This window comes from Microcoleus sp. Aus8_D2 (genome assembly GCF_036702665.1).
Taxonomy (GTDB): Bacteria; Cyanobacteriota; Cyanobacteriia; order Cyanobacteriales; family Microcoleaceae; genus Microcoleus.
In genome coordinates this window covers 51,343-74,404 of the sequence record NZ_JAUBUN010000037.1, presented here as the reverse complement: position 1 = coordinate 74,404, position 23,062 = coordinate 51,343, and the positions used below count along the sequence as shown (strand labels likewise).

Genomic DNA, 23,062 nt, shown 5'->3' with positions numbered 1-23,062 from the left:
GAAGGTGCAGACCTGCTTTTTGGTGGGGCGGGAAATGACACGCTTTACGCCGGCAAAGAAAACGACAGTCTCGATGGTGGCGACGGTAACGATTGGCTTTTTGGTAACAATGAAAATGATGTGATCTGCGGCGACATCGGTAACGATACGCTTTACGGTGGCAAAGGTAACGATTTCCTCACCGGCGGTGCTGGTTCCGATTTCCTTTTCGGCGACGTAGGAGATGATACTTTGACTGGCGGTTCGGGAAGTGATGTATTCTTCCTAACTCAAAGTTTGGGTAGCGACATCATTACTGATTTCCGCAAGGGTGAGGATTTAATTGGCTTGGCTCCCGGTTTGAGTTTCAATCAACTCAGCATCACGAATAGCAACAATCAAACTTTGATTAGCGTGACGGGTAGCAATCAATTGTTGGCGAAGCTTAACAGTGTAGCGCCCGGTACTCTCACCGCTAGCGATTTTATCAGTCTGTAGTTACCTCTTTGATGCTGCGGCGTATCATTCGGCGGTTTTAACCGCTTCGGGGGTGAAACTAGAATGTACTTCCTTTGTCATTCGAGTTTTACCCCCGACTACATTGGTCGATAATTCGTCATAAAGCGGACTTGAGCTTATTCCGTTCAAATGGGCGATCGCAACAAGCGATCGCCCTTCTCCACCATCGTATTCACCCGCAAATACTCCCGCAGGCGATCGCAACGCCAGCATAACCCAACTCGCTCCACCTTCGACAAAATCAGCAGATCGCGATCGGCACAGCGGTGAGCACATAAATAACCTGACGAATAGAGCCTATAGCCCATAGCATAAACAGTGCGATCCGTACTGCGCAACTGTCAACTCTCCACTCTCAACTGTCCACTGCTATACGTGCCTTTTGAGCAACCAAAAAACAGATACTTGCTTTGCGACACTAGCATCCGAGTCGATCTCAAAATTTTAGACTCAAGTTCAAGCTCCCAGATTCACGGAGCTCGAAGTAAATCTAAAATCAAAAATCGACTGACTGGGTTTTGATCTTGTTTGGCAATTGTATTATCTACTGTAGCATTACCCATATTATGGAAATACGAAAGCTGTGGCATCCTAATCATTAATTCTCTAGTTTTCTTCAAGCCCACATTCCGCACTCGCGAGCGTGTCACACAGCATAATTACCAATAATAATGATTTTAAAAGTTATAGATTATGCCTTTTAAATAAATCTGCTCCGTTAATATACGGTATAAAAAAATAATTTATAGCTTCATTCTTCGATAAAAATAAGTAAAAACCGCTTGTAACAGTTGAGGCTGCAAAAATATGATTAAAGAGATTGCGGCACCGCTCAAGCCATGTACAGCAGCAGTGCTGGTGGAACTAATCCCACAAATCTTGGCTGTCCCCAGTCCCGATCGATTTTATTTTAGAAGACTTGCCAAAACTTTTGGGTTCGATTAAAATTGGAGGAGAGGGTATCAAATATCTCGTTCAATCTTTATGCACCTTCTCCCGCTTAGACCAAGCCAATATAAAAAGGTAAATATCTCTGAAGGGAGCGATAGCACTTTAATGATTTTGCTTCCCAGCTTGAAAGAACAGCTAAACCGTCCACCTATCCAAGTGATTAAATAGTATGGAGACTTGCAACAGTTGGAATGCTATGCTGGACTGCTTAACGAAGTATTTATGAATATATGTTTAAATCCTATCGATGCCTTAGAAGAGATGGCGCAGCAGGGACATTCGGCCAAAGGCTATTGGGAAAATAATTTACCTTACCACTTAAAATATACCCATCGCCAACTGCCAACAATTCGCATCAGCACGCTTTTAGTTGACGATAAGTGGGTACAGATTCAAATGGCTGATAATGCCAGTGACATAGATGCTGAGGCGATCGCTAAAATTCACCCTCCGTTTTATACGACGAAACCTATGCGCTCTAGTACGGTCTGGGTTGGGCGATTTCTTATCAAATTATTCAAACCCATGAAGGTTATTTGCACTGCACTTCCGAGGTTGGGAGCGGTACTAAGTTTATCATTAAAAATCCCTTGAAATCCCAAGCTCAGCAACAAGCAACTTCCTCATAACAAGTTTTGGTAAAGCAGTAAAATAGGGAGTATCCCGTTTTTGATCAACTTGTGCGGTGGAATCAGAGCCGGAAAAACCCAAAGATAGGGCAGAAAAAAAACCTGCTCTACAATAACAAGAAAAGCATTCTACTCGATACGTTCTGTAAACAAACATTATGTGGCCCACACTCAAAGATATCTTTTCTCCAACTCAGTATATGCCGCACGGTCACTGCTATCTGTGGCAAACACCTTTGGTGTGGCTGCACGTAACCGGCGACTTTTTAATCGCGATCGCCTACTTTTCAATTCCGGCGATGCTGATTTATTTTGTTTTCAAGCGACGCGACGTTCCTTTTTTAGGAATATTTGCTTTATTTGGTGCGTTTATTATTCTCTGCGGTACCGGTCACTTGCTAGAAATTTGGACGCTGTGGCATTCGGCTTATTGGCTGTCGGGGATTGAAAAAGCAATTACGGCCCTTGTTTCCTGCTACACTGCCGGATCGATGATCACGCTACTACCCCAGTTTTTATCATTAAAAACTCCTCAAGAATTAGAAGCAATTAATCTCAAGTTGGAGCGGGAAATCGCCGTGCGTGAAGATGCAGAATTAGCTCTCCGCTGTGCCTATGAAGATTTAGAAATTAAAGTACAAGAGCGTACCGCGCAGTTGAGACAAACCAACACTTACTTAGAAATGGAAGCTCGCGATCGCAAGCTAGTCGAGTTAAAATTGATCTCAGTTACCGAACGGCTGCAATATTTGCTGGCGACTACTCCTGCGGTTATTTTTAGCTGCAAATTATGGGAAAATTATGATGTAACATTTGTCAGCGATAATGTTGTTTCACTGATTGGTTGCGAAGCCCAAGAATTCCTTGATGGTTCCGTTAAGTGGCCGAGGCTCATTCATCCAGAAGATCGAGACGTTATTGCTACTTTATCCGAGCGGATATTGGAAACAGAATCGACTTTCGCCGAATACCGCCTAAGGCACAAAGACGGTAGTTATCGCTGGATATATGTTGAGTTTAAGTTGGTCAAAGATGCTGCTGGCTTACCTGTGGAGTGTGTAGGTTATGGAGTAGATATTACTGCTCGGAAACAGGCAGAAGCAGCTTTACAGCAGCAACTAAAAAGGGAGCGGCTTGTAGATGCCATTCAAGAGCGGATTCGGTCTTCTCTCAATCTCGAAGAAGTTATGAGAACCGCTGTGGAAGAAGTGCGCGAGTTTTTGTCAACTGACAGGACAGTTATTTACCGCTTTCACCCAGATTGGAGTGGATTTGTAGCAGTCGAATCGGTTGCTAGAGGTGTAATGCCGATTTTGGGAGTTGACATTAATGACAATTGTTTTCGCGAAGGCTACGTTTCTATTTATGCACAAGGACACATTCGCGCGATCGACAATATTTACACGGCTGGTATTTCAGAGTGCCACATTAATTTACTTACCCAGTTTCACATTAAAGCTAACCTTGTGGTTCCCATTGTGCAAGGGGAAAATTTATGGGGCTTGCTAATTGCCCATCACTGCCGCAGTCAAAGACATTGGAACTCTTCTGAGATAGAATCTCTCAAGCAAATTTCCGTGCAGCTAGCAATTGCCATCCAGCAATGCACGCTATTTGAACAAGCCCAAACAGAAATTGCCGATCGCAAGTTAGCAGAAGCAGCACTGCAAAAAGCTGTCGTGGTTGCTGATGCTGCTAACCTCGCCAAAAGTGAATTCCTTTCTTCTATGAGCCACGAATTGCGTACTCCCTTGAATGCAATTCTGGGATTTAGTCAGGTGATGGTGCGCGATTCATCTCTCAAAAATGAACACCAGCAACATCTAGAAATTATTAATCGCGCTGGGGAACATTTGCTGTCCCTCATTAACGACATTTTGGAAATGTCTAAAATTGAAGCAGGCAGAAGTCAGCTTAACGAAAGTAGTTTTAATTTAAGGCGCCTGCTAGAAACCTTAGAAGAAATGTTCCGATTGAAAGCTAAATCTAAGAGATTGCAGCTAAATTTTGAAGTTGCTGACAGCGTACCGCACTTTGTCAAGGGAGATGAGGGTAAATTGCACCAAGTTTTGATTAATATTGTAGGAAATGCAATTAAGTTTACAGAGAGAGGTAGCGTTACCTTGCGACTGAAAAACCAAATAGAAGAAAGTTGGGCTGGTGAAACGGCAGAGTTTGGAGACACAGCAACAAAAACTGCCGATATCGACTGCGAAACCTCGCCCCCTGGGGATTTTGATTGTGTAGGCGCGCCTTCTATTCGCCCCGTATCTTTACGCCTTCATTTTGAAATTCAAGATACTGGCCCCGGCATTTCCCCAGAAGAAATGGATAAGTTATTTGCACCATTCGAGCAAACAAAAGCAGGTTATAAATCCCAACAGGGAACAGGACTAGGTTTACCAATTAGTCGCAAATTTGTGCAAATGATGGGAGGCGATATTGCTGTTTATAGCACCCCTGATGTGGGAAGTAAGTTTTCATTTGATATTCAACTCAGCCTTGCCGATCCTACCGATATTGAAATGCTTAAACCGCAGAAAAAAGTGATTGGTTTAGCACCCAATCAACCAGAATACCGGATTTTGGTGGTAGACGATCGCGCTGATAACTGTCTAGTCATAGATAGATTATTATCACCGCTAGGGTTCGTCATGCGAGAAGCTAGAAATGGTCAAGAAGCTATTGTTGTATGGGAGGAGTGGCAACCGCACCTGATTTGGATGGATATGCAGATGCCTGTCATGAATGGCTATGAAACCACCAGACAAATTAAATCTCATCCTCTCGGGAAACAAACGGTGATTGTGGCTCTCACTGCTAGCGCTTTTGAAGAGGAGCGCAAAACTATTTTAGCCGCAGGGTGCGACGATTTTATTCGTAAACCCTTTGAAGCCAAAATACTATTCTCTATTATAGAGAAATATTTAGGAGTCCGCTATATTTACGAGGAACCTGCTGCTGTCAACCTCGAAAATAAAAGCGAAATTAATCGGATTGCTGGCAATCATCAATCTGTAGAAGCACAACTGGCTCAAATGCCTGTTGATTGGATGGAGAAAATCCATAAAGCTGCTCATGAATGCTACGACGATAAAATTATGCGATTGATTGAAGAAATGCCTAGAGAGTTTGCGACTGCTGCACAAGTTTTAACTAATTTAGCACATGATTTCCTATTTGATGATATTATAGAGCTAGCGAAATCTGCGGTTAGGGCGCGTCAGTCTTAATATGTTCGATGTTGAAAAAATACCGTGAGCGCTCGCATGAACAGCAATCAGTCTCCGACAATTTCCGCCATCATTCTAATAGTTGATGATACGCCAGATAACGTGCGGCTTTTATCTACAATCCTAACTGAGCAAGGCTATCAGGTTCGTAAAGCGTTGAATGGACAAAGGGCTCTGGCGACGGTGCAGGAGTTGCCGCCGAATCTAATTCTGCTGGACGTGATGATGCCAGAGATGAATGGATATCAGGTGTGCGCGCAGTTGAAAGCTTCACCAAAAACCAGTTCCATTCCGGTGATATTTTTAAGCGCCTTAGATGACGTTGTAGATAAGGTGAAAGCCTTTGATGTGGGAGCAGTTGACTATATTACTAAACCTTTTCAAGGTAAAGAAGTATTGGCACGAGTGGCAAATCAGTTAACAATTCAAAGTCAGCAAAAGCTACTTCAAGAGCAAACGAAGCAATTAGAAGAACTTGTCGAACGTTTGCAAAATGAAATTAAAGAGCGGCAGGCGGTTGAGCTAGCTTTACGGCTGGCTCAAAAAAAGTCGGATGATTTATTGCTAAATATTTTACCAGCAGCGATTGTTGAAAATTTGAAAAAAGGCGATGGTTCTCCTGCTGAGAGGTTTGAGTCAGCAACAGTCCTCTTTGCCGATCTTGTCGATTTTACGTCTCTTGCTGCGAGAATTTCACCACTAGAATTGGTGGATTTTCTCAATAAGATTTTTTCCAAGTTTGACGAACTAACTGAAAAACACTGTTTGGAAAAAATTAAAACAATTGGAGATGCTTATATGGTGGCTGGGGGGCTGCCTGTGGCGAGGGCAGATCATGCAGAAGCGATCGCAAATATGGCTTTGGATATGCAGGAGGCGATCGCAGATTTTCAAACCGACACAGGCGAACCCTTTCAAATTCGGATTGGCATTAATACAGGCCCAGTAGTTGCTGGCGTACTTGGCACAAAAAAATTTACCTACGATTTGTGGGGAGATACTGTTAATGTTGCTTCTCGCATGGAATTACAGGGATTACCGGGATATATTCAAGTTACTGCTGCTGTTTACGAACAGTTAAAGGATGGGTATGTATTTGAGGAAAGAGGGGCGATTCCGGTTAAAGGTAAAGGAGATATGATCGCCTATTGGCTAAAGGCTAAAAAAAGTTAGTTCAATCTAATTGGGAAGTTAGATCGGAAGGAAGTTCGGCAACGAGCAATGTACGGGATGTAACGGATGTCAACAATCAGCAATCAGCAATCAGCAATCAGCAATCAGCAATCAGCAATTAGCCAGAATAAAAATGCTATAAAATAAATGGTTTGGGCAATTAAAAAATGAAAATAATTTGCAGGTTCACCTGAGAATTTTCCCGGACTATTTCAATGCGATCGATAAACTCTCGAAAATAAAACCTGCGTTCCGATTCCGACAAGTCGAGCCAAAATTGAGGAAGAGAAACAGTTTGAGCAGTTTCTCGCAAATTTACGGGCGGCAGTTGCGCTACTTTGCTTTGCAGTTCGGCAATTTCGGTGCGGATTTTGTAGGCTCTCAAATCAGCAGTTTGTGTGTCAAAAATTCCGCTGGCAATCAGGGCGGGAAGTTGGTCTAGGATTTGTTGTTTTGAGTAGATCGCCCCAGCCATTCCTGCTTTAATTCTCTTCATATCCGGCATTTGCAACCCAGCCACAGCATTGGGCAAATCCCGACAAATTCCGGCTATGGTTAATTGCAATACTTCTTCGTAGGAAATGCCGCTGCATTTAGGCTGTGACAGACAGTTAATCGGTCGCAAATAAAGGTATTCTTTGTCTTTGCGGTAGGCTGTGACTTTGGCAACTGTCATGGGCGATTTGCACTCGGCGCAAATTGCTAAACCGGCGAGGGAACGCGGGGCGCTGGCGCTGCGGGGAGAAAGGCGACTGTTGCGCCGCAGCAATCTGTCTACTTGGGCGGCTTCTTCTCTGGAAATAATCGGGACGTGGGTGTTAGAAATTACTTGGCCGTTTTGATATTCTAAATCGCCTCGGTAGGCGGGATTTGTCAGCCAGCGGCGGCCTGTGCTGACGGAGATTTTTTTGTTGTATTTCTTGGCTAAATGGCGCACGGAACCGCGCAGGGAACCGTAGATGAGAAAGTGTTCAAAAAAGTCTTTGACGGCGGGGGAGGCGGTTTTGTCGATCGCATATTTGTCTTTGCCGCGCCGATAGCCGTAGGGGGCTTTTCCGGGTGGGGGAAGGGATTTGATGCGGTTGCGGGCGTGTCCTTTGCGAATGCTGCGGCTGTGTTGGCTGCGCTGGAGTTCGGCGAGGAGTTTGAGTAAGTTGGCTCTATTTTCTGTTTGTTTTTCGTCTGTGACAATTAGTTGGATGCCGAGGTTTTCTAGTTGTTCGAGGTGGGCGCACACTTGCTGTACTGTGTCGCCGAGTTCTTCAAATCGCTGAATTAACAGGTATTTGACTGGTTCGGTTTGGCAGTCTTTGAGCAGTTGCTGGAGTTGCTGGCGCCCTCCTAAGTCTTGGTATGTGCGATCGACCTCTTGGCCCCAAATTTCGGCTGCTGGCGCGGATTCTAGCAGCGGTTCGGTGTAAGAGTAGGCGATGATTTTCATCTGTTACTCGCTGAGTTCAATGATATTCCCGTCTGGATCTTGGGTAAATAATGCCGATCGACCTGACGCGCTCATTTGTACCGAGCAATTGTGAGCGATTAATTGCTCTTTGGCTCCCTCTAAGTTAGCCACAGCAAACGCTAGATGTCGATTGCGCCCCAATTTTTCACAGTCTACGGCATCTGGTATAATTGTTGCCGCTAGAATAAGGTGGATCTGGAAGTTGCCGATTTGATACCAGATCCCGGGAAATTTTAATTCGCGATCGATTTTTTCCAGTCCTAATACGTTGCTGTAAAAGTGTTGGGATTTTTCGAGGTTGGAAACGAGCAGGGCGCTGTGGAGGGCTTGATTAATTTGCATTTCTGTTTGATATTTATTTTTTTATTTTTATTTTAACCGCTGATGCAGGCAGATGAACGCTGATGAACGCTGATTTGTTGAGGTCGGTAGATTTTTAGATATGATAACATTATTAGTCGCTCTTAATACCGTCACAAAAATTAATGAACTGTAGCTAGAGCTTTTAAAACGTAATTCCGTCCGTTCAAGATGTCTATCTATTGTGGTATTTCTCTTCAGGTGAGGTACTTTCGGCAGTTAATTAACAATTCCTCAATTCCCCAATCTAACATCTAAAATCTCAAATCTGAACCTGTACCTCATCTATCTGAGAAAAGCTATATGACCTTCACTCTTTGGCAATTTCGCCTCCGCACCGCCCTCGTACTTCCCTTTGTCCTGCAAATCGTTGCAGCCGTTGGCTTAGTCGGTTATCTTTCTTTCCGCAACGGACAACAAGCGGTAACGGATTTGGTTAACCAGCTAATGACTCAGGTGAGCGATCGCACTTATCGGCACTTAGATGATTATCTCTTAACTCCCCATCAAATTAATCAAATCAATATCGATGCGATCGAAACCAGATTGCTCGACATAAATAACTTAGATATTGCGGGACTTTATTTTTGGAAACAGGTGCAAGCATTCGATAATCTTGGCTTCATTTCCTATGGACTTTCAGATGGACGCTTTATTGGTGCTGGGCCAGTAAGACCGGGAGAAGGCATCAGCATTGCCGAAGTTTCAGCAAGGACAAACTGGAAAATTAACGCCCATTTAACCGACCGCCAGGGAAATCCAATTAAGGTAACACAGGTTGCTCCTTACGATACCGTGAAATTAGAATGGTACACTCAGGCGGCTCAAGCCGGGAAACCTATCTGGACTTCTGTTTATTCGCTAGATGAGCTTAACTTTATTGCTGTAGGGGCAATGCGTCCCATGTATGCCAAGGGCAAGCTAATCGGAGTGATTGGGGTCGATTTACAACTATCCAATATTACTAAATTTCTGCACAACTTAAACTTTAGCAAATCCGGGCGAATTTTCATCATGGAACGAGACGGACAATTGATTGGAAATTCTGGCCCGCAACCCTCTTTTATCAAGGTGAACAATCAAGTCAAACGCTTTAGCGCTCTCAACATCTCCGATCCTGCGATCCAAGCTGCTGCTAAAGCGTTGCAAGAACGGTTCGGTAGCTTTAAAAATATTAGAAATAGCCAAAGAATTAATATTCAAATTAAAGGTGAAAATTCCTTTGTCCTCGTTGCTCCGTGGCAAGACAAGTTTGGGTTGGACTGGCCGATCGTGACGGTGGTTCCAGAATCTGATTTCATGGCTAAAATCTATGCCAATACCCGCACCACAATCCTCTTGTGTGCGATCGCATTTACTGTGGCAACGGCAATTGGAATTCTTACATCCCGCTGGATTGCTAGCCCGATTGAAGCCATCACCCAAGCTTCGGAAGACATGGCTAACGGTCATCTCGACAGACAGGTAAAAACTAGCTCCATTATCGAAATAAAAAAACTTGCAAACTCCTTTAACAGCATGGCAGGACAACTCAAAGAATCCTTTGAAACTTGAGAATATAAAGTTAAAGAACGTACCACTGACCTCGCCACCGCTAACACCGAAATTGCGAGTCTCAATAGCCGACTCACCGCCGAAAATATGCGGATGAGTGCCGAACTATACATCCTCAAACAAATGCAGCAGTTGATTTTGCCTAAACACCAAGAAATGAAGGAAATTGAAGACTTAGATATTGCCGGATTCATGGAACCAGCCGATGAAGTAGGTGGCGATTATTACGATATTCTCCAGACTGACGGTCTGGTGACTATTGGCATCGGCGATGTCACCGGACATGGCTTAGAAAGCGGTATTTTGATGGTAATGACTCAAGCGGTTGTCCGCACTCTTCACGAAATGCGAGAATTAAGTCCGGTGCGCTTTTTAGATATTCTCAACCGCACTATTTATCTAAATATTCAGCGCATGAACTCAGATAAGAATCTGACTCTGGCTATCCTCAATTATGCCCATGGCAAAATCTGCATCAGCGGTCAGCATGAGGAAACTATTGTTGTCAGAAAAGGCGGCAAAATCGAGCGAATAGATACAATAGACTTGGGATTTCCTATCGGCTTAGATGAGAATATTTCAGAGTTTATTAACCAGGTTTTAGTAGAGTTACAACCGGGGGACGGAGTGGTGCTTTATACCGACGGCATTCCCGAAGCCCGAAATATCTACAAAAAATTCTACGGGATTGAAAGACTCTGTGAAGTGGTTTCGATTAATTGGCATAAAAGCGCCGAACAAATCAAGCAATCAGCCATTGAAGATTTGCGGGGATTTATTGGAGAAGAAAAGGTTTTTGATGACATTACTTTGGTGGTTCTTAAGAAAAAGGATTAAGTCCTGCCTCTCGCCTGAAGCGTGCGGGATACAATGTTGGTAATCTGAAACTGAGGGCCAATAGTCCCGATCGCTATTTATATTTCATCGCTCAGGCCCAACACACTCGATCGCTATTATTGTACCCTTTCCGACAAAAAAAATAGCGATGTACCAAGAAATTGGTAGGGAATTCAACCAACAGGAAGCTGGATATCCCAGATGTGACTTTAACGGGATCCTGCTTCCCGGAAGCAAGCGCTTCAAATATTTTTAACAAAATTCATGAGACGTGCGATGGTTAGCGCTCGACATATCATTATTTTTTGTCAAATCTTCCCGAAATCTTGGGAGCAGTAGTAAACTAATAAATAATGAACACAAACAAGTTTGATAGTGCTTAAACATAACTTACGCGCAGGCAGCCAGAAACCAGTTTTTTATACTACAATACAGAGGTTGTAGCCAGCGGATTAGGCAAAAAATCCGGTTATGAAGGTCGGAGCGCGTAAGTCCTCTTAAAACAAAAGCTGACTAGGATTTAGCAACTATGACCCCGATCTCAATTCCCGGCTACCGCATGAGCGAACAACTCTACTCCGGCACCAGAACCTTGGTTTATCGAGGTTTTTCGGAATCAGACAATCGACCAGTCGTCATCAAATTGCTCAAGTCTGAGTATCCGACTTTCACCGAACTGGTGCAGTTTCGCAATCAGTACACCATTGCCAAAAATATTGATAATTCCGGTATTGTCAAACACTTAAGTCTGGAAACATATCGTAACGGTTTTGCTTTAGTAATGGAGGACTTTGGCGGTATTTCTCTGGCTGAATATATCACCAACGATGCTTTTGGAGTCCAGGGTAAATTCACCAATCGCCTAGCCATTTTTTTGCAAATTGCCATTCAAATTTGCTCCACATTAGAAACAATATATCACAGCGGCATTATTCACAAGGATATCAAACCACAGAATATTATAATCAACCCTACAACCAAAGAAATCAAACTTATAGATTTTAGCATTTCATCGTTTTTACCTAAAGAAAATCAAGAAATCAAAAACCCCAATATCTTGGAAGGGACATTAGCTTATATGTCTCCCGAACAAACTGGCAGAATGAATCGTGGGATTGACTACCGAACCGATTTTTACTCCCTAGGAGTAACTTTTTACGAACTGTTGACAGGACAATTGCCATTCCAATCTAAGGAGCCGATGGAATTGGTTCACTGTCACATTGCTCGCCAGCCAATTCCCCCGATCGCCATAAATCCAGCCATCCCCCAAGTATTGAATGACATAGTGCTAAAACTGATGGCTAAAACAGCGGAAGCACGCTATCAAACAGCTTTTGGCATCAAACACGATTTAGAACAATGCTTAAAAGAATACTCAGAGCGTGGCAATATTCAACTTTTTGAATTAGGCAGCAGAGATATTTCCGAACGCTTTGTCATTCCCGAAAAACTTTACGGCAGAGAAACCGAAGTTTCGACCCTATTAGCAGCCTTCGGGCGCGTCGCCTGTCCCCTGGAAAATTCCCCAGCCGCCGATTTGGAGGTATCCTCTCCTAACAGCCTAGCTCCTGATAAAATCCCCCGTACAGCTACTACCGAAATCATGCTGGTAGCGGGCTTTTCGGGGATTGGCAAAACCGCTGTCGTTAACGAAGTTCACAAGCCGATTGTTCAGCAGCGGGGATACTTTATCAAAGGGAAGTTCGACCAATTCAGGCGCGATATTCCCTTCGGGGCATGGGTACAAGCTCTGCAAAGTTTCCTGCGGCAATTACTCACAGAAAGTGCAGATCGAGTTCAGCAGTGGCAAGCCCAAATCTTGTCCGCTTTAGGCGATAATGCTCAGGTAATTATTGATGTGATCCCAGAATTAGAACTGCTGATTGGCAAGCAACCTGCTGTCCAGGAATTAGAACCTGCTCCAGAACAAAATCGTTTTAATCTATTATTTCAAAAGTTCATTCGTGTCTTTGCTACCAAAAATCATCCCTTAGTCATCTTCTTAGATGATTTGCAATGGGCAGATGCAGCATCTCTAAAATTAATGCAATTGTTGCTGTGCGAATCAGAAGGTCAACATTTGCTGCTAATTGGTGCCTATCGAGATAATGAAGTTTCCAACGTTCATCCATTAATGCTGACTTTATCAGAGATTCGCAATCTCAGTGCAGGTTCATCTTCTTTACAAAATGACGGTATCGCTCGCTCGGCCACTATCATTAATCAAATTACTCTCAACCCACTTTCACAAATTGACTTAAATTGTCTGGTTGCTGATGCTTTAAGTTGTGCGATCGACCGCTCTATTGCCTTGACTGAATTAATATTTGAAAAAACTAAGGGAAATCCTTTTTTTAGCAATCAATTCATCAAAAAACTCCACGAAGACAAGTTAATTTATTTCGATTTTGCCTCCTCATTGCCAGGAGGAGATAGGGGTGGTTGGCAGTGCGATCTTACTAAAATTAGAACATTGACAGTCAGCGATGATGTCGTCGAGTTGATGGCAACTCAATTGCAGAAATTGCCAATAAATACTCAAGATGTTTTAAAATTAGCTGCTTGTATTGGCAGCCAATTTGATTTGGAAACCTTGGCGCTTGTCTGCGAAAAATCTCAAATAGATACCGCAGCCTACTTCTGGAAAGCATTGCAAGAAGGTCTAATTTTACCGCAAAGTGAAGTTTACAAATTTTTTGCGGATGATGGGGAGTCTGCACAATTATCCGTTGCCGATTGTCAATTACCAAGTTACAAATTTTTGCACGATCGCGTTCAGCAAGCCGCATATTCTTTGATTCCAGACGATGCAAAGCAGTCAACTCACCTAAAAATTGGCAGATTGCTGCTGCACAAGGGCGCTGACGGGGATACGGGCGGGCACGGGGGCACGGGCGGGCACGGGGATACGGGCGGGCACGGGGGCACGGGCGGGCACGGGGGCACCGCCCCTACGGAATGGGTGCGGGAAGATCGGATATTTGATATTGTCAACCACTTGAATATGGGAGTGCAATTAATTGTCGATCGCACGGAAAGACATCAACTAGCTTCCTTGAATTTAATTGCTGGGCGCAAAGCTAAAAATTCCACAGCTTATGCTGCTGCTGTTGATTACTTAACTATCGGCAGAAATCTGCTACCAGATGATAGCTGGATTAATTTATACGACTTGACGATCGATCTGTATGTAGAAGCAGTTGAAGCCGAATATTTGAATACCAATTTCGATTTGTCGCACCAACTGGCCCAAATAGTTCTATCCCGATCGCACAATCTCCTCGATCAATTCCGAGTTTACGAAGCGCAAATTCAGTCTTATATTGCCCAAAATCAGATGAAATTGGCAGTGGATACTGGATTGCAGGTTTTGGGAATGCTGGGTGTTGCTTTGGAAACACAACTGCCGGCGGTGGTGGAGATATCCGCTTTAGCTAATCTCCCAGAAATCAACGATCCTTATAAAATTGCTGCTTTGAGGATTTTATGTGCGATCGCATCTGCCGCTTATCTAGCTAGTCCAGAAGTCTACCCAGCCGTTGTCTTTACAATGGCACATCTTTGCAGCAAATACGGCAACTCTGCACCTGCTAGTTATGCCTATGCTTGTTGCAGCTTAATGTGTGAAGTAATCGGAGAAATTGAATTAGGCTATCAATACGGTCAACTATCTTTGCAAATACTAGATAAATTTCCATCCCAAGAATTTGAATCTAAAGTTGTGATGGTCTACAATGCTTGCGTGAGACATTGGAAAGAACCTAGTCGCTCCACAATACCATCTTTGCTCTCAGCAGTCCAAAGCGGTTTAGAAAGCGGCGATATCGAGTATGCTTGCTATTCTGCTATGTATTTTTGCATCTACAGCTTCTTTAGCGGTGAAGACTTAACATCTGTAGACCAAAAATATGAGCAGTATCTTGAATTAATGGTTAATTTCAAACAAGAATATCAGACTTATTATACCAAAATATGGCGACAAATAACATTGAATTTACAAGGATTAGCCGAGGATAAATGTCGGTTAGTTGGCGATAGTTTTAATGAAGATGAACTGCTGCCTGTTTTGCTAGCCGCAAATAATGTCTCTTCCATATTTGGAGTTTATTTTGCTAAATTGGTTGTCAATTATTTGTTTGGCGAGATCGAAAGTGCCGTGGAAAATGCCCAGCTAGCAGAGCAATATGTCGCTGGTGTCGGTTCGCTGATGATGGTACCGCAGCACAATTTTTACCATTCCCTAGCCCTGCTGGCGCTGTATCCCGATGCTGAGCCGATCGCGCGATCGCAATATTTGAGCCAAGTCAGAGCCAATCAGGAAAAAATGCAAACCTGGGCATTCCACGCACCGATGAACTATCAGCACAAGTATGACTTAGTAGCAGCAGAAATAGCACGAGTATTGGGAGACAGGCTCGAAGCCATCGATTTGTACGATCGCGCCATTGCTACCGCCTCATTAAACCAATACCTTCAAGAAGAAGCACTCTTCAGCGAGCTCGCAGCTAAATTCTACATCGAATTAGGTAAAGACAAAATTGCCCGCGTCTATCTAACTGACGCTTACTACGCTTATGCCCGCTGGGGTTCCCAGGCAAAAGTCCATGATTTACAACAAAAATATTCCCAACTACTCGGCCCCATTCTCCAACAAGAAAACACTTTTTACACAGGAGAGACAATTTCTGAAACAATTGTGGGCGAGATTACTTCCAGCAGCCAAAATGTTTCCAATTTTCTAGATATAGAAGCAGTCATTAAAGCTTCTCAAGCCATATCGGGAGAAATCAACGTCGAGGAATTGCTATCAACCTTAATCCGAATACTGATCGAAAATGCAGGCGCATCCAAAGGCTCTCTGATCTTAGAAAGAGATGGTAAATTATTGATTGTTGCTAAATGTTTAGACGAACACTGCTATTTGCCAAATATTCCACTTTCTCAAAGCCAACATCTTCCCATCACAGCCATTAACTACGTCTGGCGTACCGGAGAAACCTTGGTAATTAACGATATTGCTGTAGAAAATATCTTTGCAGCAGATCCCTACATTATTCAGCACCAACCTAAATCCGTATTGTGTACTCCCATTGTTAACAAAGGTCAAGCGATCGGCATTCTCTACTTAGAAAACAGTCTCGCCACAGGTGCATTTACTGCTGACAGATTGGAAGTCTTAAAAATCCTATCTTCCCAAGCTGCTATCTCCATCGAAAACGCTCTGCTCTATCAAACTCTAGAAGATAAAGTAGCAGAACGTACTGCCGAACTAGCTCGAGCTAATCAGTCAATTTCTGCCCTCAACCAGCGGCTGAAAACCGAAAATATTCGCATGAGTGCCGAACTCGATCTCCTCAAACAAATGCAGCAGTTAATTCTACCAAAACCAGCGGAATTAGCAGCAATTGCAGAGTTAGATATTGCAGGATTTATGGAAGCAGCCGATGAAGTTGGTGGCGATTACTACGACGTACTTTTTAATGACGGGGTGGTAACGCTCTGCATTGGTGATGTCACCGGACACGGACTAGAAAGTGGCATTTTGATGGTGATGACTCAAACGGCTGTTCGGACTCTCAAGGAAGTTAAAGAACTTGACCCCGTGCGCTTTTTAGATACCCTGAACCGCACTATTTATAAAAATATTCAGCGGATGAACTCGGACAAAAACCTGACGCTAGCTCTCCTCAATTACGCAGACAGTAGAATTAGTATTAGCGGTCAACATGAGGAAACTCTCGTAGTCCGAAAAGGCGGTAATATTGAACGCATTGACATGATGGATTTAGGATTTCCCATAGGCTTAGATGAGGATATTTCAGATTGGATCGGTCATCTTTTAGTAGACTTAGAGCCGGGGGATGGTGTCGTGCTTTACACTGATGGCATCCCCGAAGCTAGAAATATCCACAAACAATTCTACGGCATGGAAAGACTCTGTGCTGTGGTTTCTCAAAACTGGCATTTGAGCGCTGAACAAATCAAGCAAGCTGCGATCGATGATTTGCGAGAATTTATTGGAACACAAAAGGTATTTGATGACATTACTTTGCTAGTATTGAAGCAACAGGGAAATATTGTGCATAATTTATGATTGATGGTCATCAACCCGGTTTCTAACATCGCTATTGGATTTAGTGGCGAAGAATCGAAGCAGAAACCGGATTTATAGCTGCGCCCGTGTAAGTTCTAGTAATGTACGACGCGCGATAAAAAAAAATTGCGATCCGAAATTCTGGAGTATAAATTATGAACCCCCAAATAAATTTAGCGCAATTTAAATCCCCGGAAGAACTCAATACTCAGCTACAGGATTTGAGCCAAAAACTTGAGGAAGTCGAAGACGAAAAAAATAGCTATGAAACCTTAGTAGAAATTATCACGGAACACTCCACGGAGCTGGAAAACCAGATCCGTCATAAAAATCGAGAGATGCAGACTTACATCCACCAGGTAAAAAAGGTGATAGATGCAGCTATTGCTGTGAAAAACAACAGCTTTGAGCCCCAGATATTGTCAGAGGTGGCGGCGCGCAGTGATGCACTGGGAGAATTGGCACAGGTATTCTCGCATATGGTGCAAACCGTGAAAGCGCGAGAACAGGAATTAGAGAAACTTTTGCAGGCTTACGGACGTTTTGTTCCCGATGAATATCTCCAATTTCTGGGTAAGCAGAGCATTGTTGATTTCCAGCTTGGAGATCACGTGAGGAAAGAGATGGCTATCATGTTTTCGGATTTGCGTTCCTTCACCACAATGGCGGAGCAAATGACTCCTCAAGAAAACTTCAATTTCATCAATACATACTTACAGCAAATTAGTCCAGAAATTCGCAAGCACAATGGTTTTATTGTCAAGTATATGGGAGATGGACTGATGGCAGTTTTTCCCGAGGGCGTTGATGATGCTATTCAGGCAGGCATTGTGAAGCTTGAACAGTTGCAAAAATACAATCAAAGCCGTAAAATAAATGGTGAGATTCCGCTGAATATTGGCATTGGTATCCATGTCGGTGATACGATGGTGGGGATTATTGGAGATGCGAATCGGATGCAAGCCGATGCGCTGTCGGATCATGTCAATCTCACGGCTCGTCTGGAAAGTTTGACTAAGTATTATGGCGTATCTTTATTAATTTCAGGAGATGTGGTACAACGTTTGAGTCAACCAGGAAAGTATCATATTCGATTTTTGGATCGGGCAATTGTCAAAGGTAGACAAGAAGCCATTACTATTTGTGAGGTGTTAGATGTTGAAGTAGAACCTGTGCGAGCGCTCAAAATTCAAACTTTGCCTATTTTTGAGGAGGGTCTAGAACAATATTGTCAGGGAAATTTTGCTAATGCCAAAGTTTGTTTTGAACAGATAGTGCGGCTAAATCCCGCTGACCAACCCAGCCAACTTTACCTAAAACGCATCCAATCACTGTTAGAAAATAGTATTCCGGCTAACTGGAATGGCGTGTGGAAATTTACCCAGAAGTGAAATCAAACATGAATAGGAGGGAAAAAAATAATGACATCTAGAAGCTTACAAACTGTGACACAAATATTTGGAGAATTCATCGAGCAATTTCCACCGGATCACGACTCCCTAGAACTTACATTTACGCCCAGTTCTCGCCCTATCAAGCAGCGCTGGCGCAACAATAGGGTATCTGCTCATTTTGTCGCCGATTATTTGTCCAGTTTTATCCCGGTGGACGAGCAGGATGCTAGCAGCGCCAAACGGATTAAACAAAGCAAGGGAGCCGTGAGCTACATCGCCAATGAACTGTTAGAAAATGCTATAAAGTTTACTGATGATGATTGCAATCATAAGGTAAGGTTTGGGATACACTTTCTCGGAGAATCTGATGTGATAGCGGTTATTTTTGCCACTAACTGTGTGCAGGAACCAGCGGCTAAAAAGTTGCAGGAATTCATTACAGAACTGTTGAATTCTGACTCGGATGAACTGTATTTACAGCAGCTTGAAAAGAATGCTGAATCTGAAAGTGAAACATCGGGACTGGGATTGCTGACGATGATTAATGACTATTCAGCTAGAATCGGTTGGAAATTTGAGACGATGCCCGACGATCCCCATCTGCTCGCTATTACGACGATCGTTCAAATTAGCGTTTAGTTTTAACTGTTTCAATATTTACTCCCACCCAAAAACGGATACCGTGCCGCGTACAATCGTCGTGGTGAAGCTCAAATTTTAGATAGAAGTTCAATCTCCCAGATTGATCGAGGCGAGTCAATGTAAAATCTCAAATCGAAAAATGGAAAATCGACTGACTCTGTTGTGCGATCGCAATAATTCACTCAGGAAACCACAAAACAATGGATATTCACGAAATTAAAGGTCAAGATTACAGTATTCAATACGATCCACAATCCGTGACAGTCTGTTTCCAAGGCGAACTCAGCTTAGATGGCTCGCCAGATTATGCGCCAATAGTTCAATTATTAGAAGATGTCGCCTTGAACGAACCGCCTACTATTACCTTGAATCTAAAAAAATTGGAATTTGTTAACAGTTCTGGTATTAATATGCTGTCTAAGTTTGTTATTACCGTGCGGAAAAAGAAAACGATTCAACTTTTGGTAGTGGGTTCAAATGATGTTCCTTGGCAACAGAAATCTCTCAAAAATTTAGAAAAGCTATTGCCAAATTTGAAGCTAGAATTGGAGTAAGCTGTTACGCAAATTATACCAATTTAAAAAAGTGTTGCTACAGTTATTAATGCTCGGGAAATTATCGGTCTATAGCATAACTCCCCGCCGGACTTAGCCAGGGCCGTTTCCCTACAGATGAGAACCTCTAATTTCGGTAGTAGCAATATTTTTCATAATTGAGATGAGATTGCTTCGCCCTTGCACAGCGCGAACAATGACAAAAAATGTGAACAATCGCGTATTGTCTTAGAACAAGTCAAAAGAGGCTCGCTCGGAGCGAATACTGTAGCAAAATACTTTGCTAAATTAACCGGCAATCGCGGGTTTTGTGTGCGTGTAACGAGTGTTTGAACTGCTCAGCCGAAAGCGGGGATTTTGTGGCGGATTTGATATAATTTCAGCAGCTTGAGACAGGGAAACGGTAAGGCGATCGAGCGGATTCGTGCTGGCGATCGCCTATTTCCCGGTCTCAAGCCGGAGTGTCTTTTGCACAGAATGCTGAGGCAACGCCAACAGCCCTGGGGAGTGTTTTTCACAATGGTTTCTCAAAAACGCGCGATCGTCCCCACCAAGGGCCAATTCCGTCTCCGCAGCGTCCTGGTGGTTCCCTTTGTGTTGCAAATTGTCGCTGCTGTTGGCTGGGTGGGCTATCTCTCTTACAGAAACGGAGAGAAAACAGTCAACGATCTTGCGGGTCAGTTGGGGCGCTCCGTCAGCGCCAGAGTTTACGAGCGCGTCCAAAACTACCTGGAAGCTCCGCCGCTAGTCAATCAAATCAATCAGGATTCTTTACCGCTGGGGGTGTTGGACTTCGAGGATTTGGAGCGCTCTCGACCCTATCTCTGGAAGCAAGTTCTGCGCTTTAATTCGATCGGCTACGCTGGAATTGCCAACGAAAAAGGTCAGTACCTGCGCATTGGTTGGGTGAACCGACTGGCGGGAGCTGAGCAACCTCAGCTTGCTCAGCAACTAATTCCCGGGGGTGGCGACTTGCTCTTCTACGACGTTGACGGTGATGGAAACCCGAACACAATTGAGAGGTCTCAACCCAATTATGACGTTCGCAACCGCCCATTTTACACCGTTGTTGTGGAGAAAAAACAAGCAGCTTGGAGCGATGTTTACATTAATTTTGGCTACGGTACGCTGCAAATTAATGCCAGTCAACCCTATTATGATGCCGCAGGCAAACTGATTGGTGTCCTGACTTGCCAGATGGGGCTAGATCAAATTCGCGGTTTCCTGCAAACATTAAGCGTGGGTAATTCCGGTCAAGTATTTATCATTGAGCCGAACGGCGACTTAATCGCCAGTTCGGTAAAAAATCAGCCTCTGTCGATGGGAGAAGGCGAAAACAGAAAGCGGCTCAAAACACAGGACAACAGCAATCTGCTGATGCGCCAAAGTGTGGTTTATTTGCTCGAGCGCTTCCACCGTTTGCAAGACATTCAAGAAACTGCTCAACTCAATTTTCAGCTCAACGGTCAGCGGCAATTTCTCCAAGTTTCTCCGCTCACTGACAAGTACGGTCTCAACTGGCTGATTGTAGTTGTGGTTCCCGAAGGTGACTTTATGGGGCAAATTTATGCTAACACTCGCAACACCATCTTGCTCTGTATTGCGGCTCTAATTGCCTCGGTTGGAGTGGGATTTCTCACCGCTAACAGGATTGCTCACCGGATTTTGCAAATTGCTAAAGCTTCTGAAAAACTCGCAGGTGGCGCTCTCAAGCAGAACGTTGATTCTAGCAGAATATTTGAAGTTGAGACCTTAGCTCATTCATTCAACAGCATGGCCTTACAACTCAAAGAATCCTTTGAAACTCTAGAATATAAAGTTACAGAACGCACCTCGGAACTCGCCACAGCTAATCAAAAAATTGCTGCTCTCAACCAGCGGCTGAAAGCGGAAAATCGGCGCATGAGTTCGGAACTCGGTATGCTCAGACAAATGCAGCAGTTGATTCTGCCAAAACCTGCTGAACTCGCAGCAATTGAAGACTTGGATATTGCTGGATTTATGGAACCAGCCGATGAAGTTGGCGGCGATTACTACGATGTACTTTGCACTGAGGGTGTGGTGACAATTGCGATCGGCGATGTCACCGGACACGGACTAGAAAGTGGCATTTTGATGGTGATGGCTCAAACTGCTGTTCGCACTCTGAAGGAAATGCAAGAACTTGATCCAGTGCGCTTTTTAGATACTCTCAACCGCACCTTGTACAAAAATATTCAGCGCATGAATTCCGACAAAAACCTGACATTGGCTGTCCTCAACTACGCAGACGGCAGAATTAGCATTAGCGGCCAGCACGAGGAAACTCTGGTGGTCAGAAAAGACGGTCAAATTGAACGGATTGATACAATAGATTTAGGATTTCCCATCGGCTTAGATGAAGAAATTGCTGATTTCATCAGCCATGTTTTGGTAAAGTTAGAACCGGGGGACGGGGTGGTGCTGTACACCGACGGCATCACGGAAGCCACAAACACTAGGAAACAATTCTACGGACTCGAAAAGCTTTGTGAAATAATTTCTCTGAATTGGCACAACAGCGCCGAAGAAATTAAGCAAGCGGCAATTAATGACCTGCGAGAATTTATTGGAGCGCAAAAAGTATTTGATGATATTACTTTGGTAGTATTGAAGAAACAGGGCGACATCTCGCAGAATTAAGCGTTAACTAAAAGACAATAGAGTTCACGATCGACCGCTCCCCCCGGCGCCCCCCGAATCAAGGGGGAAGAATGCTCTTAAAGTCCCCGCAACGATTCGGGGGAGTAGGGGGTATGCGAGGGAGCTCTCCGAGTATAAGGAGTCGATCGTAAACCGTATTGAACTAAAAGAAACCCGGTTTGTCTGCGGCAACAGCCAAGACGGTGAGGATGTTCTTAATTGGTACTAATACTGTCGATTGCTGCTTCCGACTTCCATTTCTCTTATTTTATAACGCCGCGCAATTTATCAATTTGCAGCAGCTTGAAAAGAATGCTGAATCTGAAAGCGAAACATCGAGATTGCGATTGCTGACGATGATTAATGACTATTCAGCTAAGATAGGTGGGAAATTCGAGCCAAGGCGAGACAGTCCTGATAGGATATTTGTTACGAGTTTGGTTCAAATTACTGTCTAGTTTAAACCATTTCAGTATTTACTCCGATAGGCGATCGCCATAGTTCAGTCAGGAAACCAAAAAACAATGGGTATTCAAGAAATTAAAGGTCAAGACTACAGCATTCAGTACGATCCACAATCGGTGACAGTCTGTTTTCAAGGCGAACTCAGCCTTGGCGGGCCATCAGAGTATGCACCAATAGTCGAATTGTTAGATGAGGTCGCCTTGAACGAACCGCCTGCTATTACCTTGAACCTAAAAAAATTGGACTTTGTTAACAGTTCTGGTATCAGTATGCTGTCTAAGTTTGTTATTAGCGTGCGGAAAAAGAAAACGATTCAACTTTTGGTATTGGGCTCAAATGATATTCCTTGGCAACAGAAATCTCTCAAGAATTTAGAAAAGCTGTTGCCAACTTTGAAGCTAGAATTGGAGTAGAGGATGTGTGAATTTTAACCGCAGTTAACGTTTGATCGTTCGGACTTCAGTCCTCTAAGTTTTATGAGGACTGAAGTCCGAACGATCAAACCTGCCCGTGCCACAATTTATACAGCTAAATTTGGATGTCGATCGACTG

17 protein-coding genes are annotated in these 23,062 nt (G+C 43.7%); 14 read left to right on the top strand and 3 right to left on the bottom strand.

All coding sequences use genetic code 11. From position 1 onward, the window contains the following. On the top strand, window positions 1-477 hold a 477-nt coding region (locus QUB64_RS24375), incomplete at its 5' end, for a calcium-binding protein (protein WP_369124818.1). A 24-nt stretch (window positions 478-501) separates the two neighbouring features. Here the strand turns inward: QUB64_RS24375 and QUB64_RS24370 are convergent. Further along, window positions 502-774 (bottom strand): hypothetical protein, encoded by a 273-nt coding sequence (locus QUB64_RS24370; RefSeq protein WP_333275828.1) that lies wholly within the window; start codon window positions 772-774, stop codon window positions 502-504. 242 nt (window positions 775-1,016) lie between these two features. Between QUB64_RS24370 and QUB64_RS33055 the strand changes: the two genes are divergently transcribed. From QUB64_RS33055 to QUB64_RS24350, 5 genes are all read left to right on the top strand, one after another. Beyond that, the gene (locus QUB64_RS33055) at window positions 1,017-1,100 is read left to right on the top strand and encodes a hypothetical protein (protein ID WP_442921717.1); all 84 of its coding nucleotides are present in this window, start codon (window positions 1,017-1,019) and stop codon (window positions 1,098-1,100) included. Window positions 1,101-1,305: 205 nt separating this feature from the next. Continuing rightward, on the top strand, window positions 1,306-1,443 hold the full coding sequence (locus QUB64_RS24365; RefSeq protein WP_333275830.1) for a hypothetical protein: 138 nt from the start codon (window positions 1,306-1,308) through the stop codon (window positions 1,441-1,443). A 228-nt stretch (window positions 1,444-1,671) separates the two neighbouring features. After that, the gene (locus tag QUB64_RS24360; RefSeq protein WP_333275832.1) at window positions 1,672-2,043 is read left to right on the top strand and encodes a hypothetical protein; all 372 of its coding nucleotides are present in this window, start codon (window positions 1,672-1,674) and stop codon (window positions 2,041-2,043) included. Between the two features lie 193 nt (window positions 2,044-2,236). Beyond that, a complete protein-coding gene (locus QUB64_RS24355; RefSeq protein ID WP_333275834.1) occupies window positions 2,237-5,311 on the top strand; it encodes an ATP-binding protein in 3,075 nt (1,024 codons plus the stop codon). A gap of 36 nt (window positions 5,312-5,347) precedes the next feature. Further along, window positions 5,348-6,484, top strand: coding sequence for an adenylate/guanylate cyclase domain-containing protein (locus QUB64_RS24350; RefSeq protein ID WP_333275920.1), 1,137 nt, complete (start codon window positions 5,348-5,350; stop codon window positions 6,482-6,484). A gap of 160 nt (window positions 6,485-6,644) precedes the next feature. Here QUB64_RS24350 and QUB64_RS24345 read toward each other — a convergent pair whose 3' ends face one another. Both QUB64_RS24345 and QUB64_RS24340 read right to left on the bottom strand, forming a co-directional pair. Beyond that, complete coding sequence (locus QUB64_RS24345) at window positions 6,645-7,925, bottom strand: recombinase family protein (protein WP_333275836.1); 1,281 nt, start codon at window positions 7,923-7,925, stop codon at window positions 6,645-6,647. 3 nt (window positions 7,926-7,928) lie between these two features. Then, entirely contained in the window at window positions 7,929-8,288 is a 360-nt protein-coding gene (locus QUB64_RS24340; RefSeq protein WP_333275838.1) for a VOC family protein, read from the bottom strand. A 321-nt stretch (window positions 8,289-8,609) separates the two neighbouring features. Between QUB64_RS24340 and QUB64_RS24335 the strand changes: the two genes are divergently transcribed. The 8 genes from QUB64_RS24335 to QUB64_RS24300 all read left to right on the top strand — a co-directional run bounded on the left by QUB64_RS24335 (window position 8,610) and on the right by QUB64_RS24300 (window position 22,923). After that, window positions 8,610-9,860 (top strand): HAMP domain-containing protein, encoded by a 1,251-nt coding sequence (locus QUB64_RS24335; protein ID WP_333275839.1) that lies wholly within the window; start codon window positions 8,610-8,612, stop codon window positions 9,858-9,860. Between the two features lie 93 nt (window positions 9,861-9,953). Next, a complete protein-coding gene (locus QUB64_RS24330; RefSeq protein ID WP_333275841.1) occupies window positions 9,954-10,697 on the top strand; it encodes a PP2C family protein-serine/threonine phosphatase in 744 nt (247 codons plus the stop codon). Window positions 10,698-11,226: 529 nt separating this feature from the next. Continuing rightward, window positions 11,227-16,794, top strand: coding sequence for an AAA family ATPase (locus tag QUB64_RS24325; RefSeq protein ID WP_333275843.1), 5,568 nt, complete (start codon window positions 11,227-11,229; stop codon window positions 16,792-16,794). 155 nt (window positions 16,795-16,949) lie between these two features. Beyond that, window positions 16,950-18,185 (top strand): adenylate/guanylate cyclase domain-containing protein, encoded by a 1,236-nt coding sequence (locus tag QUB64_RS24320; RefSeq protein WP_333275845.1) that lies wholly within the window; start codon window positions 16,950-16,952, stop codon window positions 18,183-18,185. Window positions 18,186-18,215: 30 nt separating this feature from the next. Further along, window positions 18,216-18,827, top strand: coding sequence for a DUF6272 family protein (locus QUB64_RS24315; protein ID WP_333275847.1), 612 nt, complete (start codon window positions 18,216-18,218; stop codon window positions 18,825-18,827). Between the two features lie 203 nt (window positions 18,828-19,030). Beyond that, the gene (locus QUB64_RS24310; RefSeq protein ID WP_333275849.1) at window positions 19,031-19,384 is read left to right on the top strand and encodes a slr1659 superfamily regulator; all 354 of its coding nucleotides are present in this window, start codon (window positions 19,031-19,033) and stop codon (window positions 19,382-19,384) included. A 519-nt stretch (window positions 19,385-19,903) separates the two neighbouring features. Then, entirely contained in the window at window positions 19,904-22,045 is a 2,142-nt protein-coding gene (locus tag QUB64_RS24305; protein WP_333275922.1) for a SpoIIE family protein phosphatase, read from the top strand. A 524-nt stretch (window positions 22,046-22,569) separates the two neighbouring features. Next, window positions 22,570-22,923, top strand: coding sequence for a slr1659 superfamily regulator (locus QUB64_RS24300; RefSeq protein WP_333275851.1), 354 nt, complete (start codon window positions 22,570-22,572; stop codon window positions 22,921-22,923). The last annotated feature ends 139 nt before the right edge of the window (window positions 22,924-23,062 follow it).

Coding starts and splice junctions, on each gene's coding strand:
- QUB64_RS24300 (WP_333275851.1), top strand. CDS start 22,570: ATGGGTATTCAAGAAATTAAAGGTCAAGACTACAGCATTCAGTACGAT.
- QUB64_RS24360 (WP_333275832.1), top strand. CDS start 1,672: ATGAATATATGTTTAAATCCTATCGATGCCTTAGAAGAGATGGCGCAG.
- QUB64_RS24350 (WP_333275920.1), top strand. CDS start 5,348: ATGAACAGCAATCAGTCTCCGACAATTTCCGCCATCATTCTAATAGTT.
- QUB64_RS24335 (WP_333275839.1), top strand. CDS start 8,610: ATGACCTTCACTCTTTGGCAATTTCGCCTCCGCACCGCCCTCGTACTT.
- QUB64_RS24370 (WP_333275828.1), bottom strand. CDS start 774: ATGTGCTCACCGCTGTGCCGATCGCGATCTGCTGATTTTGTCGAAGGT.
- QUB64_RS24325 (WP_333275843.1), top strand. CDS start 11,227: ATGACCCCGATCTCAATTCCCGGCTACCGCATGAGCGAACAACTCTAC.
- QUB64_RS24320 (WP_333275845.1), top strand. CDS start 16,950: ATGAACCCCCAAATAAATTTAGCGCAATTTAAATCCCCGGAAGAACTC.
- QUB64_RS24365 (WP_333275830.1), top strand. CDS start 1,306: ATGATTAAAGAGATTGCGGCACCGCTCAAGCCATGTACAGCAGCAGTG.
- QUB64_RS24340 (WP_333275838.1), bottom strand. CDS start 8,288: ATGCAAATTAATCAAGCCCTCCACAGCGCCCTGCTCGTTTCCAACCTC.
- QUB64_RS24315 (WP_333275847.1), top strand. CDS start 18,216: ATGACATCTAGAAGCTTACAAACTGTGACACAAATATTTGGAGAATTC.
- QUB64_RS24355 (WP_333275834.1), top strand. CDS start 2,237: ATGTGGCCCACACTCAAAGATATCTTTTCTCCAACTCAGTATATGCCG.
- QUB64_RS24305 (WP_333275922.1), top strand. CDS start 19,904: ATGGTTTCTCAAAAACGCGCGATCGTCCCCACCAAGGGCCAATTCCGT.
- QUB64_RS24345 (WP_333275836.1), bottom strand. CDS start 7,925: ATGAAAATCATCGCCTACTCTTACACCGAACCGCTGCTAGAATCCGCG.
- QUB64_RS24310 (WP_333275849.1), top strand. CDS start 19,031: ATGGATATTCACGAAATTAAAGGTCAAGATTACAGTATTCAATACGAT.
- QUB64_RS24330 (WP_333275841.1), top strand. CDS start 9,954: ATGAGTGCCGAACTATACATCCTCAAACAAATGCAGCAGTTGATTTTG.